Genomic DNA, 15,556 nt, shown 5'->3' on the forward strand with positions numbered 1-15,556 from the left:
TAAAAACACCTTACAAACCCTTATTTTACGGTAAATAAGAAGAATCCATTTTGAAAAAAAGTTTGATCAAAATGGATTCTTCTCTAGCATATTTAAGTTTCGATTTTATAAAAAAGTTTGATCATTTTCTACCTTTGATATTAAACAATAGCTATCCTATCGCAGAAGGTCTAAAACAATCAAACTTATAAAACCTATAAATCGTCCAATAACATCCGAATATCAGAAATCATTTCAGGAATCCACTCACGTGCAACCGGGATAGCTTTAACCCCATAATCTAAAAGCTGACGAAGTACATGAATTGTCCAACAGATACCACCTATGTTTATTTGCCATTCAATATCACATGACAAATTATCAGCAATTTCCTCACGATACGCATAAATCAAATCGGTTGGTGCTATATTATTGTCTTTTGCGGAACTAATCAAGCAGTATAAATCTCCGAGATGGGGACTAAGATATGCTGATGCCCAATCAATAATAGCTATTCCCTCATTGTTTTTTATTATATTTTTGGAATGGTAATCATTATGTGTAAGTGTTATTGGAAAGTTTTTATATAACTGACCGACATGATACGGCAATACGTTTAGAGCTTTCTTTAAAAACACACTTTGATCAGTTTCTATATATTCACTTTGTTGGCTTATATACATTAAATCGTCTATTATATTTTCTTTTGAAATATAGTTCGCTAAATACGATTCATTAGTAAGTTTCCCCTCTATAATTCCTAACCTGGCCTTGTTGCGAGTTTTTGCTAAGGTTTTCGCAGCTTCAACAAAATCTTTATGCTGAGGGTCATGTTCTAATGTCTTTCCCTTTAGATCTTTCATGATTAATAAGCCAATATCCTTATCCTCATAAGCTTTATAAATTGTTGGTATACCCAATTCAAGTGGAATCAATAAATTTTTATAAACTGAAACTTCACGAGAGTTTTCTCCTATTCCCTTTTTGACAATGAGGGAACCTCCATCCAGCTTACCTACTCTCCACACTTCGGAAAGTGACCATTGCCGCAGAAGTTCCCAAGAAGTTGCCTCTTTCAAACTCGGAAGTAAGTCTGTGTATTCAACAAACGATTCAGGTATTTTGCCCATTCTTCTACACCTTTCTAAACATTATTAACTCAACTTTCTCAGTAAAACTTCAGTCAACAGAATTTTACGTACCCGATGGACCCGATGCTAATCATCCCTTTTGGCTCTATTTCTACCAACGATTATTCGTGTAAGGACAAAGGAAATAAGAACTGGAGAAGCAATTATTGCAAGCCTCACAAATTCATTTAGAGAAGAATTAAAATACCAAAGTACCCCCTCTATTATTACTGCCGATACTACATAAATTGATAATGCTATTAGTAAATGTTTCCCAATATTCATACTGTCTCCTTAATTCACTCTTAAGCGCTGATGCACCTCTTACTTTTATTGTCATTCACTCCATTCCTTGTACTGGTTCGTCAAGTTTTTACTAATGCTTCCTTCACTTTCTTTGCAAAATGCGTTGTGTTCGTTGGCTGCGATTCAAAGTTTCTTCTAACGTCCTCTCAGTAGTCCATAGAAATCGAGTAGGAGGGGGGTTCACACACAAGAGAAGATGATGCTTTCGCTGTAAGGATCTCTTTAAGAAACAGAATTGAGACAGGAAATTAGAATCCATTCAGCGATAATTAAATCCGAAAGTATGTATACAAATTTAGAAGATAAACTAGATGGATTTAGAAAATATCAAGCTGATATTTTAAAATTATTCTACAACAATATAATAAATAAAAACACGGATTTTTAGATATAAAAGGGAAGGAATTTGAATTGATGTGACCCCAAAAAGTTAAATTCTTACTCCAATTTTTGGGGTGCACCACAAATTCCTCCCCTTTTTTTCAGATATTTTAACTGAGACGAATTTTTTTGGTGTTGATAACAGTAGAAGAATATTAGATACATATTCCATCCATATGGCGATGAACTTTCTAAGTTAATTAATGCAAATATAAAATATGCAGCTTTAAATGGTACAGGTCGTACTATTGGAAGAGAGCTATACTCTCTTTTCGCATATGAAAACGGTGTAAGTGAAGTAAAAATAATAATTCAAACAAGTGATTATATAAACAAAAATAGAAAAGATGCAGACATGTCAATATTACTGAAATTTGCACTGGGAGACGATGAAGGAAAGCGATTTGCTGGACAAAGTTTACTAACAGAAAAAGAGCATATTGTACACCTATCCTTCTAGATTTCTTATCGATTGCTATGTTTTTGAATTTTTTGAAGAAAATTATTCATTAACAATGGCAAGGAGATAAGGATTGGTGGATCGTCTAGTCGTGGAGGATAGAGAATTACATCTTGATGTGGGACGGAGGAACCCGATTCTACGATGATTGGCTTTTTCGATCGCGTCCGTAAGGTTTTTTGAGGAAGCAGAAAGTCCATGGTCTGCATTTCCCAAGAGACAGAGGTAGCCATTAAGTAATAAACACCTGGTTTGACATCTATTATGTGAAAGTCTCCTAACGAAGAAACGAGTGTTCCATGGATCGGGAGCCCTTCAGGTATTGGTTTAGCAAATAAACCTATTAGAACCAATCCCTCAAAAGGAACAGTCGCTTTAACGGTTCCTTTTATGGTCGCTTGTTGATCTGTGGAAATATGAGAATCAGACCAGTCGTTAAGCTTTTGTAAAGAACGAAAATGATTCTCCGATCTCTGTACTGAGTCCCGAAAATCGGAAGGTGTCATGCCTACCCGTTCAGTAAATCGGGTCGTAAATGTTCCTAAACTTTTTTGACCGATTTCCAGTCCAATATCCCGTACTCTCAAATTCGTGTGCAGTAACAAATCCTTTGCCATTTGAAGACGTAAAGCCGAAATATAATATATCGGAGAGATACCCATTTTCTCTTTAAAAATGCGAGTGAAATGGTACGGGCTATAGGCAGCATAACGAGCCAACTCGGAAAGTGATAACGGTTCGTATATATGCTGATGAATATATCCAATCACTTCATCTATTTCTGGATAACTGTCAGTCATTATTCCTTTCCCCTTCCTCCAAACATTTTATTTTCATTGACTTCTTCTTATAATTAATTCTTCTTTTATCAATCTGATACCTCCTCCTTTGCCCTTTTATTAGGCTAAGCAAATACTCATAGGTTGATAATGAAGAAAGACAACCTCAGAATCAGAACATCCGAACTTCTTTTGGTACCTACTACATTTCGGAATTTTGTACGCTACTCAGTTTTTTAACCGAAAAAAGCTGTTCCACTAGCGTGAATCGACTTTTTAAATTTGTCGTGTTTTACAAGGATAATCAGTTTGATTTGTTACTCAACTGAAGTGCTCCGTTTAAGGTATAATTTAAGATCATAAAAAAAGTATCGTTTGCTGTTGGTTGTTCAAGATAGCAATCGAAAAGAAATCAAAGAATTATTCATTTGCTACAATTGATAAGAAGAATAAATTAAGGAGTTGACCGATGATGACAGTAAGAATTACCCCTTATTTAAATATGGAAGGGAACGCAAGGGAAGCTATTAAGTTTTATGAACAAGCAATCGGCGCTGACGTCCTCACAATTATTACTTACGGAGATATGCCGGAAATGCCTAATACTTTCACCGATGATCTGAAGAATCTTGTGGCACACGCAAAGTTACGAGTGGGTGAAACGGAGCTCATGTTTTCCGATGCTCCAGGTGGTTCGACTATTGAAAAGGGTAAACAGGTGACAATTTGCATTTCAACGAACGACGTCGAAAAATCAAAACAAATTTTTGAAGCCTTGCAGCAAGACGGTCAAATCAATATGCCGTTTGGAGAAACCCCTTTTAGCCCAGCTTTTGGTGATGTAACGGATAAATTCAGCGTGACCTTTCAAATTTTTACTGAAAGTCAAAACTAAAATATAAAATGGAGTGCTTGCCTTTAAGCCTGCACTCCATTTTTACTGTTGAGGAACTTCCGGAGAAATTCGACATGAAAATGAGAATTGATGCTGTAGGTCTTATTCCCGAAAAATGGGAATTCGGTTTTCCAGTAAAGCAATCAAATGAAGTATCTGTAGTAAGGCCACAGGAAATGAAAATAATAGAAGGGGCTGAAGTTGAAATAAGTAAAAAATACCCAATCCAATATATATTGGATTGGGTATTACAGGATAGAACTTTTTTGTGAAGGATACATCTTTTTTATTAAAGACAGAACATTTTTGTCAAATAACATAAATTAAGAAATCATGCTCTTATCTATTCAACTGTTACACTCTTTGCTAAGTTACGAGGTTTATCCACGTCACATCCGCGGTGTAGTGCTGCGTAATATGCAATCAATTGTAGTGGGATAACAGAAGCAAGTGGTGTTAATAGCTTATGAACAGTCGGAATTACGAATGAGTCATCGTCTTCTTCCATGCCCTTCATCGAAATGATGCAAGGTGCTGCGCCACGAGCTGCCACTTCTTTTACATTCCCACGAATGCTTAGGTTTACATGTTCTTGTGTTGCAAGAGCGATAACAGGTGTGCCTTCTTCAATCAAGGCAATCGTTCCGTGCTTTAGTTCTCCGCCGGCAAAGCCTTCTGCTTGAATATAAGAAATTTCCTTAAGCTTCAATGAGCCTTCTAAACAAACAAAGTAATCTGTTGCACGACCGATGAAAAAGCAGTTGCGTGTTTCAGATAGGAATTCACTCGCAATTTGTTCAAAGCGCTCCTTCTGGTCACAAAGTGTCTCCATAACAGTCGCAACGATACCTAGCTCTTGAAGTGGATCAAAGTCGAGTTCGATTCCTTTTGCTTTTGCTGTATCAACCGCAAGCAATGTTAAAACAGCCATTTGGGCTGTATATGCCTTTGTTGAAGCAACCGCAATCTCTGGACCGGCATACGTGTGTAGTGTGAAATCTGCTTCACGTGAAAGTGTCGAACCTGGCACATTTGTCACCGTTAGTGATTGATAGCCTAACTTCTTAACTTCTACTAGTACACCACGAAGATCCGCCGTTTCTCCACTTTGAGAGATAAAGATAAAGAGTGGGTTTTCTGATAATACTGGCATGTTATACAAGAACTCACTAGCAATATGCACCTCAACCGGGCATTTAGTAAGTCGTTCTATTAATTGCTTCCCAACAAGTCCTGCATGGTAGCTAGTTCCTGCAGCAATAATGTAAATGCGATCTGAAGACGTAACAGCCGTACGAATATTATCCTCTAAACGTACAGAACCATCTTCATTTTGATATTTTTGAATAATGTTTCGAATGACAAACGGCTGTTCATCAATTTCTTTTAACATAAAATGAGGGTATGTTCCCTTTTCAATATCGCTCGAATCAAGCTCTGCCGTATAAGGTTTACGGGAAATCACTTTGCCCTCAAGTGTCTTGATCGTTACATTATCACGAGTCACAATGACTAGCTCTTCGTCCATGATTTCTAGGAATTGATTCGTCACTTGTAACATGGCCATTGCATCAGATGCGATCACATTTGCCTCTTCGCCGACCCCGATTAATAACGGGCTTTTGTTTTTCCCGACATAAACCGTATCTGGGTCTTGCTTATCAATAATCGCTGTTGCATACGATCCTTTTAAAAGAGACAATGTTTTAGTAATAGCTGCTTCTACTTCGCTCCCCTCAGAAACAAAACGGTCAATAAGCTGAACAATGATTTCTGTATCTGTATCACTTTTCATTGTCATATCAGCTAAATATTCTCGATTTAATTGCTCATAGTTTTCAATTACACCGTTATGAACAAGCGTAAAGCGTGCTGTTTCACTTTGATGAGGATGCGCGTTTAGGCGGCTTGGTGGTCCGTGCGTTGCCCAACGTGTGTGCCCAATTCCAACCGTTCCACTCACACTTGAATCAACGACGTCGCGTAAAGCTGCAATTCTTCCTTTTTCCTTGAATACGTGCACCCCTTCGTTATTCACTAGGGCAATTCCCGCCGAATCATAACCACGGTATTCAAGCTTTTCTAGCCCACGCAATAATACTTCTTTCGCATCTTCTGCTCCAATATAGCCAACAATTCCACACATATAATTTGTTACCTCCCATAATGGAGGCAAGTCACCGTCGAGGGCTTTCTTGCCCCCACTCTCTAGTTTTAATTTACTCTATTATTTACTTTTCGTTTGCATGTAGACTTCTGATTTTGTGCAAAGAGTCACCTCTTTGTTTTTTACAGAAGTTTAACGGCTGTCATGCTCCAACCGGAGGGCATCCGCCGAAATCTCGATAAACCCTCTCCTCGTCAACTACCCTTATCGCAAAGGCGTAGTCCTGGCGCTTTATGATTTTGTCTCCTATCCTCCTCTCATTACAAATCAGATCAATCATACTAGATTGTTAAATAAACGTCAATTACCGGTAAAAACTAACAACCTTTCACCTCTGCCAAACAGAGTATAATAAAAAATATGCATAAGTAACACCAAATGTGCTACTTATGCATCTATTTTTTTTTATACTTCTGATAAGCCCATCTCAGTTTTAACTACCTCTGCGATATCGTTCACATATTTTTCACATAAATCCACTGTTTTCGCTTCAACCATCACACGTACAAGTGGCTCTGTGCCAGAAGGTCTTACTAATACACGACCTTCCCCATTCATTTCAGCTTCAACTTTTTCAATTGACTGGCGTACTACAGCATTTTGTTCAACTGCGTACTTATCGGTCACTCGAATATTTACTAGCTTTTGCGGGAAAGTTTCCATTTGTGCAGCGAGTTCAGATAATGGCATATTTGTCGCTTTCATAATGTTTACAAGCTGCAATGCAGAGAGCATTCCGTCTCCAGTTGTAATATGGTCGAGGAAAATAATATGACCAGATTGTTCGCCGCCAAGGTTAAAACCGCCTTTGCGCATTTCTTCCATGACATAACGGTCACCAACTGCTGTTTGTTTCGTATCAATCTGATGTTCCTCTAAGGCTTTATAAAAGCCTAAATTACTCATGACCGTGGAGACGACCGTACCGTGTTTAAGCCACCCTTGTTCTTTCATATATTTAGCACAGATGAACATGATGTGGTCACCATCGACAATTTGACCTTTTTCATCCACTGCAATTAAACGGTCAGCATCACCATCAAAAGCAAGACCGACATCGGCCCCTTTATCAAGAACGAGCTTAGCTAATTCCTCTGGGTGCGTCGAACCACAGCCCTCATTTATATTTAACCCGTTCGGAGACGTTCCCATCGTCGAAATGTCAGCTTCTAAATCAGCAAACAAATGTGGAGCTAGAGATGAAGCTGCACCGTGAGCGCAGTCTAATACAACATGAATACCTGAGAAATCTTCTTGGACTGTTTGTTTTAAGAATTGAAGGTACTTTTGACCGCCTTCAAAATAATCATTCACTTGCCCAAGGGCGCCTCCTGTTGGACGTGGAAGTTGGTCTTCGTTGTCGAGTAACTCCTCAATTTCTTTTTCTTGTTCATCTAGTAGTTTAAATCCATCTGGACCGAAAAATTTAATTCCATTATCAGGTACTGGATTATGAGAAGCTGAAATCATAACCCCTGCATCTGCACTTAGCGCTTTCGTTAAAAACGCTACACCTGGTGTTGAAATAATTCCTAAACGCATAACTTCAGCACCGATTGATAACAGGCCAGCAACTAATGCACTTTCAAGCATTTCACCCGAAATACGTGTGTCACGTCCAATGACGATTCTTGGCTTATCGGTTTGTTTCGTAAGGACATAACCGCCCATCCTTCCTAATTTAAAAGCCAGCTCAGGTGTAAGCTCTGTATTTGCTACTCCTCTTACACCGTCCGTACCAAAATATTTACCCATGAATAATCTCTCCTTCAATATCCTTACTCAGAACGTGATGTTACTGAAACTTTTGCCTTTTCTTTTTCTGAAACAAAGCGTAAATTTGGTGGACCATTAAATTGTACTGGCAACTCATGGTCGCCTATTGATTTATCACTTACATCAATAAATGCTTGAATATCATTAAGTGTTAATTTGTCGAGTAACGTTTGAGAGCCATAAATCGTCACACCCGTCATAGGAGCTTGATCTTCAGCAAAATTTACATTTACATTTTGATTCGCCCCGATAATCTCAATTGGAACGTCGGTCCACTCAATTGATTCTTCTTCTGCTACCTCTATTGTCACTTGAACTTTTTCGGGATCTATACGTTCAACACCCTTTGGTACTGGAAGATGGACATCGATTGTTTGGCTTTCTGTGATTTCATTTAAGTTAATTGTTGTACCTTCAATCACATTAATCTTATCGATTACTTCACTTGGACCGTATATTGTTACTTCCGTCGGATTAATCTCAAAGGATTCAATACTTAGTCCGGTTGGTAACGTTCCATCCCTGGGTACTTTAACTGGAACTCGCTTGTTTGGACTTGTAATTGGAATTTTCACATCGACTATCGAAGGATTCACATTTAGGTGAAGCTCATTTCCAGCCTCATCAAACAATTTGACAGGAACAGCTTCCTCCATCATTTTGTCTGCTCCTGAAACATCAACATATGCCTTAGCACTAGCTACAGAAGCGATAACTTCTCTTGCAGCCGTCACCTCTACATTCATTGGTGTAACAATGGGTGTTCCAACTGTATAGCCTTCTTCTATTTCGTTTGAATTAATTAAATCGACATGTACAGGTAAAGAGATGGTCTGCTTTTCCTGAAGTTCGACCCTAACAAATTGAGGAACAACTGAAACCGTTAATTCACTCGGAAAACCACGGTGCTGCACACTTAATGTATGGACGCCTGCCTCACGCTCTGTCACGTCTACGAAAATTTCATAGGTTGGCCGAATGAGCTGAAAATACGTTAAAACACTTTGCGGACCTCTTAAATTAACTTGCACATGCTCCGTTTTATCCGTAACAGAATAGTTCTCTTCATCATAGAGAACCGTTAACTCGACTTCCTCTAATGTGTAAGAGCCTTCACTTAGTGACGGTAACACCCCAGGTTGACTACTAATATTATCCAAATTTACCATTGTGAAGAGCATAAGCGCAATAAAAAATGAAATAATTTTCACAAACCAATGGCTATTAAACAATTTATCCATTTCGCTTACCTCCCCATTGCCAACGAGAAGTCGAGGTTTGTTTCGTCTCTGTGAGTAGCTCTTTCTCAAGTAATGTTCTTAATTGCTCCTCGTCTAAATCCCGGTGAAGCTCGCCATTTTTCGTTAACGATATATGTCCGGTCTCCTCCGAAACAATAATTGTGACACAATCTGTAACCTCACTGACCCCTAGAGCTGCTCGATGCCGTGTTCCGAGCTCCTTTGAGATAAAAGGATTTTCTGATAATGGTAAGTAACAAGCAGCGGCCAATATTGTATTTCCTTTTAAAATTACAGCACCATCATGTAATGGTGTATTCGGTATAAATGTGTTAATTAATAGTTCAGATGTTAGATTGGCATTCATTTGAATCCCTGTTTCAACATAGTCACTCATACCTGTTTCGCGCTCCATGGACATGAGCGCACCAATTCGTCGTTTACCCATGTATGTTGATGCTTTAACGATCGCATCAATCGATTTTTGAACAATATCATCCTCAGGTGCAGTACGACTTGAGAAGAAACGACCTCTCCCTAGTTGTTCAAGAGCTCGCCTGAGTTCCGGTTGAAAAATAATAATAATAGCTAATAAACCATATGTAACAGTTTGAGACATCATAAATTCTAATGTTCTCAAGCCAAAAAAGCTGCTTAATAACCAGACGCTTAATATCACGGTTATCCCTTTGACTAACTGAACAGCTCTCGTACCTCTTATAAGCATTATCCCTTTATAAACAACATACGTTACGAGCAATATATCTACAATTTGCCCAAAATAATTTAGCAAACCAAAGTCCTCAATTGGAAACATGCCCTTTCCTCCAAATCCTTGGCATCAAAAAACATCGCTCTTTTTTTGAGAGCAACTATCACCTTATTCTCTAGTTTTCACAGAAGCTTTTAAATACAAACATTAACTTGTTGTATTCTTTACCTTTTTCATTATATCACAAATAATAAGAAAAGCAGCTTGAGAAGGGCACTGAAAAAGGGTGGGTTTCCCTTTTTCAATGCCCTTTAAGTAATGTGCGGAGCCGTTTCCTGGTTTTGAAAGCCCTGCTATGAATGGTTTTCTCATAGCAAGGCGCGCAACATGTGGAGCCATTACTACTTCTTTGAGTTACAAGAAGTAGTTTTTCAGTGGCTTCAGCTTGAGGCCTTCTTTGTTAATCTTCAATAAAATGGTCTAGTAAAAAACCTCTCTTACCAAAAAGAAGAGTAGACTTCTTTGGGCCAAGCGAGGTTAGCTATTTATTCTTTATCAAAAAAAGGGACTGCTTTGGTAAAGAAATGCTTGATATGATACCATATCCATTCTAGGGCTTGGTTCACCTCAGCAACTTCGCCAGATACATGACCCGCAGATGCATAGTATGGCTCACTGTTAACGAGTAGTACATTCCCGCGGACCTCACCTTCAACAAGTAGTTCACCGTTTCTTACGATAAGATCTCCTTCAATCACTTCACCTTTTGGAACCACAACCCGTCCGCTCTCTCGGTCAATTTGTACATTTCCTGAACCAGTCACTGTTACCTGTTCGTCATGCCCCATCCATAATGATGAAACACTAGCAGACATAAGCATGATGAAAATAGCTGCGGCAACGGCAATTGGATGTTTTTTTAACCACTTCTTCCCTTTTGAGGTTGCCTTTTTCTTTGGCAACTTGCTCATTACGCTATTTGTAAAATTTTCCGGGGCCTCAATATGAGAAGAGCTTTGGATAAACGCAATTGCTTTTTTTAATTCTTGTACATGTTGTTTACAGGAAGAACAGGTGGCTAAATGCATCTCTAGCTCTCGCTTTTCTTCCCCCGATGCATCACCATCTAGATATTTATGAATTAAATCAGAATAGCGATGTTCACAGTTCATAGATGCCGCCTCCTTTCTACACATGACGCATTCTTTTCCTTAGCGCTTCACGCCCACGATGAATTCTAGTTTTAACAGTTGAAACTGGCATATCAAGAACCTCACTTATTTCTTTCAATGAAAGATCCTCAATATATTTTAATATAATCGCCGTTCGATATTTTAACGGTAGTTGGTTGATCTCATGTTGAATCCATGCTTGCATCTCTAATGTCACAACCTGTTCTTCAGGAAGCTCCTGATCAGCAGCAATCTGAGTTTCATACGTAAGCCCATCTGCACCACTTATCTCATCTTGTAATGAAAAATCAGGCTTTTTTTTTCTTAATCGATCAATTGCTACATTGGTCGTAATTCGGAACAACCAGGTGGAAAATTTACGTTGTTCATCAAATCGCTCAATATTTGTATATGCACGGAGAAAGGCTTCCTGAGCAACATCCTGTGCCTCTTGCACATTCCCAACCATACGATAAGCAACTTGATACACCTTATCTTTATACAGTTCAACGAGTTCGCCAAATGCCTCCTCGTCTCCTCTTTTTACATTTTGGATGATACGCTTCACAAATTTCTCCATGACTATACCCCTGATTTTTATTCCCATATTAGTATACGGATACGAGCTGATATCCGTTTCACTTCTTTGATCTATTTTAACATGAATTTACAGTAAAAACGGAGAAAATATGTTTTGTGTAGCCTTATTTGGGTATAGTTTAATCAAGAATTCATTTTTAATAGGTCTGTACTACAATGAAGGGACGTGGCGAATAGTGGAAAAAACGAAATCAGTTACTAAATTACTTCATGACATTGAAACGAATCGTCAAACCTTAAATGAATTAGCCATGACAGAAAAGTTACAATCTCAAACATTGCTTATCCAAAGTCAAAAGCTGGACGAGCTCATAAATGAATATCAATATATCACTAAAAAGCTCTAGTAATCTCAAAAAAAGCCTTAGATTTCAAATCCAAGACTTGGTCATTTAATATTGGTGGAGCCTAGCGGGATCGAACCGCTGACCTCCTGCGTGCAAGGCAGGCGCTCTCCCAGCTGAGCTAAGGCCCCTTTTAATTGGAGTGGAAGACGGGATTCGAACCCGCGACCCCCACCTTGGCAAGGTGGTGTTCTACCACTGAACTACTTCCGCTTACAATAATTTGTTCACTACTAAGTATGAGCCATGAAGGACTCGAACCTTCGACCCTCTGATTAAAAGTCAGATGCTCTACCAACTGAGCTAATGGCTCTCAACATCTGTTAAAATACATCGCTTCTACTTAAGCTTTGTATCACAGTTGGATAATAAAAGACCTACTATTGAATATGCTAATAAATAAAAAATGGCTGGGCTAGCTGGATTCGAACCAACGCATGACGGAGTCAAAGTCCGTTGCCTTACCGCTTGGCTATAGCCCAATAATGGTGGAGGGGGACGGATTCGAACCGCCGAACCCTTAGGGAGCGGATTTACAGTCCGCCGCGTTTAGCCACTTCGCTACCCCTCCACTTATATAATAGAAATGGTGCCGGCCAGAGGACTTGAACCCCCAACCTACTGATTACAAGTCAGTTGCTCTACCAATTGAGCTAGACCGGCATAATATATATAAGATTCAAACCTTATGCTTAGTTATGTCTCTTCCTCTCCTAGCTAATCACCGTAGTTGGCTGTGTCGATACAACTCGTTGCTTACTCGACGAGGTAAACGCTCGTCTCTACCAATTGAGCTAGAATGGCATAATGGTGGAGGATGACGGGATCGAACCGCCGACCCCCTGCTTGTAAGGCAGGTGCTCTCCCAGCTGAGCTAATCCTCCATTTAATTGGTGACCCGTACGGGATTCGAACCCGTGTTACCGCCGTGAAAGGGCGGTGTCTTAACCGCTTGACCAACGGGCCAATACATATTATTTTGACTGACAAAAAATATTATAACGAATTTAAACCGATAAGGCAAGCCTCTTTTTTTTCTTTTTTTTTCACTGTTTTTTACCCTTGAAATACAGAACATACATTCGCTATAATGAAAGAAAAAATAGGGGGGGGTTCTTTTGAAACACCAGGATTTTTCTCACCAACTTCTTCCTCTTCTTGAACAAGTTCGTTACCAAGCTAAAGAAGAAATACGACTTGAAGTCGCTGAATGTATGTTAGACTATGGCATTGATATCAAATTAGTTGGTGCTATTACTGGCTTAAAAATAAATAAAATCTTGCCGAGCTCCTTAGCTAAAAAAAAGGCTGCCCAAAAAGAATAGCGCTCTTTTGGGTAGCCCAGTATTATTATACACTCATTGTCGGACCAAAAAATTCCACATGAATGTTTTCATCAGCTACGTTCATATCCACTAATGCTTTTTTTACTGCCTTCATAAAAGGAACCGGTCCACATAAATAATAATCTTTATTTATTGGATTTTGAATGATCTCTTTAAGTATTGATTGGTTTAAGAGACCTTTAAACTGATATAGACCAGCATCCCCTTCATTCGGTTGTTCGTAACAATAGTAGGCTTTTATGTGTTCATTTCGCTGCGTTAATTCAGCAACCTCTTCTTTAAATGCATGATGTTTCCCATTAATAGCGGCATGGATGTATGTTATATCGTTTATCGACTCTTCAGAAGCTAGTTGATGAAGCATTCCAATAAAAGGTGTTTGTCCTACACCGCCACTAAGAAGAACAATTGACTTATTTGAAGAAGCCTCTAACGTAAAATTACCAGCAGGCGAAGTAAGCTCTAATATATCGCCTTCCTTAACAGAATGATGTAAGAAAGACGAGACAACACCTTCTGGCTTATCTTGCTTAGCATCCTCGCGTTTGACGCTTATACGAAATTCTTTTTGATTAGGTAATGCGGATAAACTATATTGTCTTAAATGAACAAATGGATCCCCATGTCTCTTACATTTTACACTTACATATTGACCAGCATGAAAATCAGGTAACTCACCTTGATCTGCAGGCTCTAAGTAGAAAGAAGTGATGACGTCACTTTCCACAACCTTTTTAGTTACAACGAAAGACCGGAAGCCTGCCCATCCCCCGTGCTTATTCTCAGCTTCTTGATACATTTCTTTTTCTACTCCGATAAACACATCAGCAATGACCTGGTACGCCTCTCCCCACGCATCTAATATTTCGTTTGTTGCAGCATCCCCTAATACTTCTTTTATTGCTAATAATAAATAATTACCAACAATAGGATAATGCTCAGGAAAGACGTTTAAGCTTCGATGCTTATGAGCAATCTTTTTAACTACAGGTAAGATCGCTTCAAGTTGATCGATATGTTGAGCTGCTGCGTATATAGAATTTGCTAAAGCTTGTGGCTGCTTCCCCTCTTTTTGATGAGTTTGATTAAACATGTTAAGTAATTCTGGATGCGCTTCAAATAACATTTGATAAAAACGTTTTGTTATTGCCTCTCCATGAATAGCTAAAACCGGAACTGTTGATTTAACGACCTTGACTGTTTTCTCTGTTAATAAAGTAGTCATTATTACATCTCCCCTTGCAGTTGTATTATTAAAGATATATTTAAAATACATCTTTAATAATACAGGGAGTGCCCGGTTAAAACAATAGATACTCAATGTTTTCATGAATTCGTCATTTTATCTTTTTGACCTATTTTATGTTAAGATTGAATAAGGTTTTGCGGAAGAGACGGAGGGGAAATGGACATGCAATTAACAGCATATACAGATTATTCATTGCGTTTACTTTTGTACTTAGGCAGTCAGGATTCAGGTAAAAGATCTAGTATTAAAGAAATCGCGGAAGCTTATCAGTTATCTACTAATCATTTAAGTAAAATTGTCCATGACCTTGGCAAAAAAGGGCTAATTCATACTGTAAGAGGGCGCAACGGTGGAATTGAATTAGCTTTAAAACCGAGTGATATCAATGTTGGTGCTGTTGTTAGACAAACAGAGGACCTAACATTAGTAGAGTGCTTTGATAGAGAATTAAATCAGTGTGTTGTAAGCCCAAGCTGCTTTTTAAAGCATGTTTTATATGATGCAACTGAAGCGTTCCTCTCGGTGCTCGATGAATATACGTTAGAAGACATGTTAAAAAATAAAGAGCATTTACAATTTTTGCTTCAAAATAATTAATTTATGGATGTGTATGGTCTACACATCTTTTTTTTATAAACATTTTCCGGGAAATTAGCGCGGTAATGTAGTGAAGTGGTAAATAAAAAAACACCTTTTAGGTTTATCTAAAAAGTGTTTTGTATTTTAAGTTTATACTAATAATAACCGTCGGCTGGAGCTTCCAAGCGGATTCGAACCGCTGACCCCTACCTTACCATGGTAGTGCTCTACCTACTGAGCTATGGAAGCATAAAAATGGCTCCACAGGTAGGACTCGAACCTACGACCGATCGGTTAACAGCCGATTGCTCTACCACTGAGCTACTGTGGAACGAATGCCTGGCAACGTCCTACTCTCGCAGGGGGAATCCCCCAACTACCATCGGCGCTGAAGAGCTTAACGACCGTGTTCGGCATGGGAACGGGTGTGACCTCTTCGC

At 38.8% G+C, this 15,556-nt stretch carries 14 protein-coding genes, 10 tRNA genes and 1 rRNA gene; 5 read left to right on the forward strand and 20 right to left on the reverse strand.

From position 1 onward, the window contains the following. Positions 1 to 194 precede the first annotated feature (194 nt). Together B1R93_RS20415 and B1R93_RS20425 are read right to left on the reverse strand one after the other, a co-directional pair. Positions 195 to 1,109 carry a phosphotransferase gene (locus B1R93_RS20415; RefSeq protein ID WP_088105796.1) on the reverse strand — a complete coding sequence of 305 codons (915 nt, stop codon included), beginning with the start codon at positions 1,107 to 1,109 and terminating at the stop codon, positions 195 to 197. 1,152 nt (positions 1,110 to 2,261) lie between these two features. Next, positions 2,262 to 3,056: a helix-turn-helix transcriptional regulator gene (locus B1R93_RS20425; RefSeq protein ID WP_088105798.1), complete on the reverse strand. Its 795-nt coding sequence runs from the start codon at positions 3,054 to 3,056 to the stop codon at positions 2,262 to 2,264. A gap of 451 nt (positions 3,057 to 3,507) precedes the next feature. Here B1R93_RS20425 and B1R93_RS20430 point away from each other — a divergent pair, with 451 nt between their 5' ends. Next, positions 3,508 to 3,930, forward strand: coding sequence for a VOC family protein (locus B1R93_RS20430; RefSeq protein WP_088105799.1), 423 nt, complete (start codon positions 3,508 to 3,510; stop codon positions 3,928 to 3,930). Between the two features lie 74 nt (positions 3,931 to 4,004). Beyond that, complete coding sequence (locus B1R93_RS22800) at positions 4,005 to 4,202, forward strand: hypothetical protein (RefSeq protein ID WP_207634187.1); 198 nt, start codon at positions 4,005 to 4,007, stop codon at positions 4,200 to 4,202. 71 nt (positions 4,203 to 4,273) lie between these two features. Here B1R93_RS22800 and glmS read toward each other — a convergent pair whose 3' ends face one another. The 6 genes from glmS to sigW form a co-directional block, all read right to left on the reverse strand. Then, complete coding sequence (glmS, locus tag B1R93_RS20440; protein WP_088105801.1) at positions 4,274 to 6,076, reverse strand: glutamine--fructose-6-phosphate transaminase (isomerizing); 1,803 nt, start codon at positions 6,074 to 6,076, stop codon at positions 4,274 to 4,276. Between the two features lie 426 nt (positions 6,077 to 6,502). After that, on the reverse strand, positions 6,503 to 7,852 hold the full coding sequence (gene glmM / locus B1R93_RS20445) for a phosphoglucosamine mutase (RefSeq protein WP_088105802.1): 1,350 nt from the start codon (positions 7,850 to 7,852) through the stop codon (positions 6,503 to 6,505). A 23-nt stretch (positions 7,853 to 7,875) separates the two neighbouring features. Next, a complete protein-coding gene (locus tag B1R93_RS20450; RefSeq protein WP_088105803.1) occupies positions 7,876 to 9,114 on the reverse strand; it encodes a CdaR family protein in 1,239 nt (412 codons plus the stop codon). Further along, positions 9,107 to 9,931: a diadenylate cyclase CdaA gene (cdaA, locus tag B1R93_RS20455; protein ID WP_088105804.1), complete on the reverse strand. Its 825-nt coding sequence runs from the start codon at positions 9,929 to 9,931 to the stop codon at positions 9,107 to 9,109. The genes B1R93_RS20450 and cdaA overlap by 8 nt, the downstream gene beginning before the upstream one ends. A 440-nt stretch (positions 9,932 to 10,371) precedes the next feature. Further along, positions 10,372 to 10,998, reverse strand: coding sequence for an anti-sigma factor family protein (locus tag B1R93_RS20465; RefSeq protein WP_088105806.1), 627 nt, complete (start codon positions 10,996 to 10,998; stop codon positions 10,372 to 10,374). Positions 10,999 to 11,014: 16 nt separating this feature from the next. Further along, on the reverse strand, positions 11,015 to 11,578 hold the full coding sequence (gene sigW / locus B1R93_RS20470) for an RNA polymerase sigma factor SigW (RefSeq protein ID WP_088105807.1): 564 nt from the start codon (positions 11,576 to 11,578) through the stop codon (positions 11,015 to 11,017). Positions 11,579 to 11,774: 196 nt separating this feature from the next. On the opposite strand from sigW, the gene B1R93_RS20475 reads away from it, so the two are divergent. Further along, positions 11,775 to 11,945 (forward strand): aspartyl-phosphate phosphatase Spo0E family protein, encoded by a 171-nt coding sequence (locus tag B1R93_RS20475; protein ID WP_165763902.1) that lies wholly within the window; start codon positions 11,775 to 11,777, stop codon positions 11,943 to 11,945. Between the two features lie 52 nt (positions 11,946 to 11,997). Here the strand turns inward: B1R93_RS20475 and B1R93_RS20480 are convergent. From B1R93_RS20480 to B1R93_RS20515, 8 genes are all read right to left on the reverse strand, one after another. Then, a tRNA-Ala gene (locus B1R93_RS20480) sits at positions 11,998 to 12,073 on the reverse strand. 7 nt (positions 12,074 to 12,080) lie between these two features. After that, a tRNA-Gly gene (locus tag B1R93_RS20485) sits at positions 12,081 to 12,155 on the reverse strand. Positions 12,156 to 12,182: 27 nt separating this feature from the next. Continuing rightward, a tRNA-Lys gene (locus B1R93_RS20490) sits at positions 12,183 to 12,255 on the reverse strand. A 94-nt stretch (positions 12,256 to 12,349) separates the two neighbouring features. Further along, a tRNA-Gln gene (locus tag B1R93_RS20495) sits at positions 12,350 to 12,424 on the reverse strand. A gap of 4 nt (positions 12,425 to 12,428) precedes the next feature. Continuing rightward, positions 12,429 to 12,513, reverse strand: a tRNA-Tyr gene (locus B1R93_RS20500). Between the two features lie 16 nt (positions 12,514 to 12,529). After that, a tRNA-Thr gene (locus tag B1R93_RS20505) sits at positions 12,530 to 12,605 on the reverse strand. A gap of 145 nt (positions 12,606 to 12,750) precedes the next feature. Next, positions 12,751 to 12,826, reverse strand: a tRNA-Val gene (locus B1R93_RS20510). A gap of 7 nt (positions 12,827 to 12,833) precedes the next feature. Further along, positions 12,834 to 12,908, reverse strand: a tRNA-Glu gene (locus B1R93_RS20515). Positions 12,909 to 13,060: 152 nt separating this feature from the next. On the opposite strand from B1R93_RS20515, the gene B1R93_RS20520 reads away from it, so the two are divergent. Further along, a complete protein-coding gene (locus tag B1R93_RS20520) occupies positions 13,061 to 13,267 on the forward strand; it encodes a hypothetical protein (RefSeq protein ID WP_088105809.1) in 207 nt (68 codons plus the stop codon). A 25-nt stretch (positions 13,268 to 13,292) separates the two neighbouring features. On the opposite strand, the gene hmpA is transcribed toward B1R93_RS20520, so the two are convergent. Then, positions 13,293 to 14,513, reverse strand: coding sequence for an NO-inducible flavohemoprotein (gene hmpA, locus B1R93_RS20525; protein WP_088105810.1), 1,221 nt, complete (start codon positions 14,511 to 14,513; stop codon positions 13,293 to 13,295). 186 nt (positions 14,514 to 14,699) lie between these two features. On the opposite strand from hmpA, the gene B1R93_RS20530 reads away from it, so the two are divergent. After that, on the forward strand, positions 14,700 to 15,134 hold the full coding sequence (locus tag B1R93_RS20530) for an Rrf2 family transcriptional regulator (RefSeq protein ID WP_088105811.1): 435 nt from the start codon (positions 14,700 to 14,702) through the stop codon (positions 15,132 to 15,134). Positions 15,135 to 15,289: 155 nt separating this feature from the next. Here B1R93_RS20530 and B1R93_RS20535 read toward each other — a convergent pair. From B1R93_RS20535 to rrf, 3 genes are all read right to left on the reverse strand, one after another. Continuing rightward, positions 15,290 to 15,365, reverse strand: a tRNA-Thr gene (locus B1R93_RS20535). Between the two features lie 7 nt (positions 15,366 to 15,372). Further along, positions 15,373 to 15,447 (reverse strand) — tRNA-Asn (locus B1R93_RS20540). Positions 15,448 to 15,453: 6 nt separating this feature from the next. Next, positions 15,454 to 15,556: ribosomal RNA gene (gene rrf / locus B1R93_RS20545) — 5S ribosomal RNA — on the reverse strand; the annotation flags it as partial.

The sequence above is a fragment of the Halalkalibacter urbisdiaboli genome (assembly GCF_002156385.1).
GTDB classification, from domain to species: domain Bacteria; phylum Bacillota; class Bacilli; order Bacillales; family Bacillaceae_D; genus Halalkalibacter_A; species Halalkalibacter_A urbisdiaboli.

Coding starts and splice junctions, on each gene's coding strand:
- B1R93_RS20465 (WP_088105806.1), bottom strand. CDS start 10,998: ATGAACTGTGAACATCGCTATTCTGATTTAATTCATAAATATCTAGAT.
- B1R93_RS20430 (WP_088105799.1), top strand. CDS start 3,508: ATGACAGTAAGAATTACCCCTTATTTAAATATGGAAGGGAACGCAAGG.
- B1R93_RS22800 (WP_207634187.1), top strand. CDS start 4,005: ATGAAAATGAGAATTGATGCTGTAGGTCTTATTCCCGAAAAATGGGAA.
- B1R93_RS20530 (WP_088105811.1), top strand. CDS start 14,700: ATGCAATTAACAGCATATACAGATTATTCATTGCGTTTACTTTTGTAC.
- B1R93_RS20415 (WP_088105796.1), bottom strand. CDS start 1,109: ATGGGCAAAATACCTGAATCGTTTGTTGAATACACAGACTTACTTCCG.
- glmS (WP_088105801.1), bottom strand. CDS start 6,076: ATGTGTGGAATTGTTGGCTATATTGGAGCAGAAGATGCGAAAGAAGTA.
- cdaA (WP_088105804.1), bottom strand. CDS start 9,931: ATGTTTCCAATTGAGGACTTTGGTTTGCTAAATTATTTTGGGCAAATT.
- sigW (WP_088105807.1), bottom strand. CDS start 11,578: ATGGAGAAATTTGTGAAGCGTATCATCCAAAATGTAAAAAGAGGAGAC.
- B1R93_RS20450 (WP_088105803.1), bottom strand. CDS start 9,114: ATGGATAAATTGTTTAATAGCCATTGGTTTGTGAAAATTATTTCATTT.
- glmM (WP_088105802.1), bottom strand. CDS start 7,852: ATGGGTAAATATTTTGGTACGGACGGTGTAAGAGGAGTAGCAAATACA.
- B1R93_RS20425 (WP_088105798.1), bottom strand. CDS start 3,056: ATGACTGACAGTTATCCAGAAATAGATGAAGTGATTGGATATATTCAT.
- hmpA (WP_088105810.1), bottom strand. CDS start 14,513: ATGACTACTTTATTAACAGAGAAAACAGTCAAGGTCGTTAAATCAACA.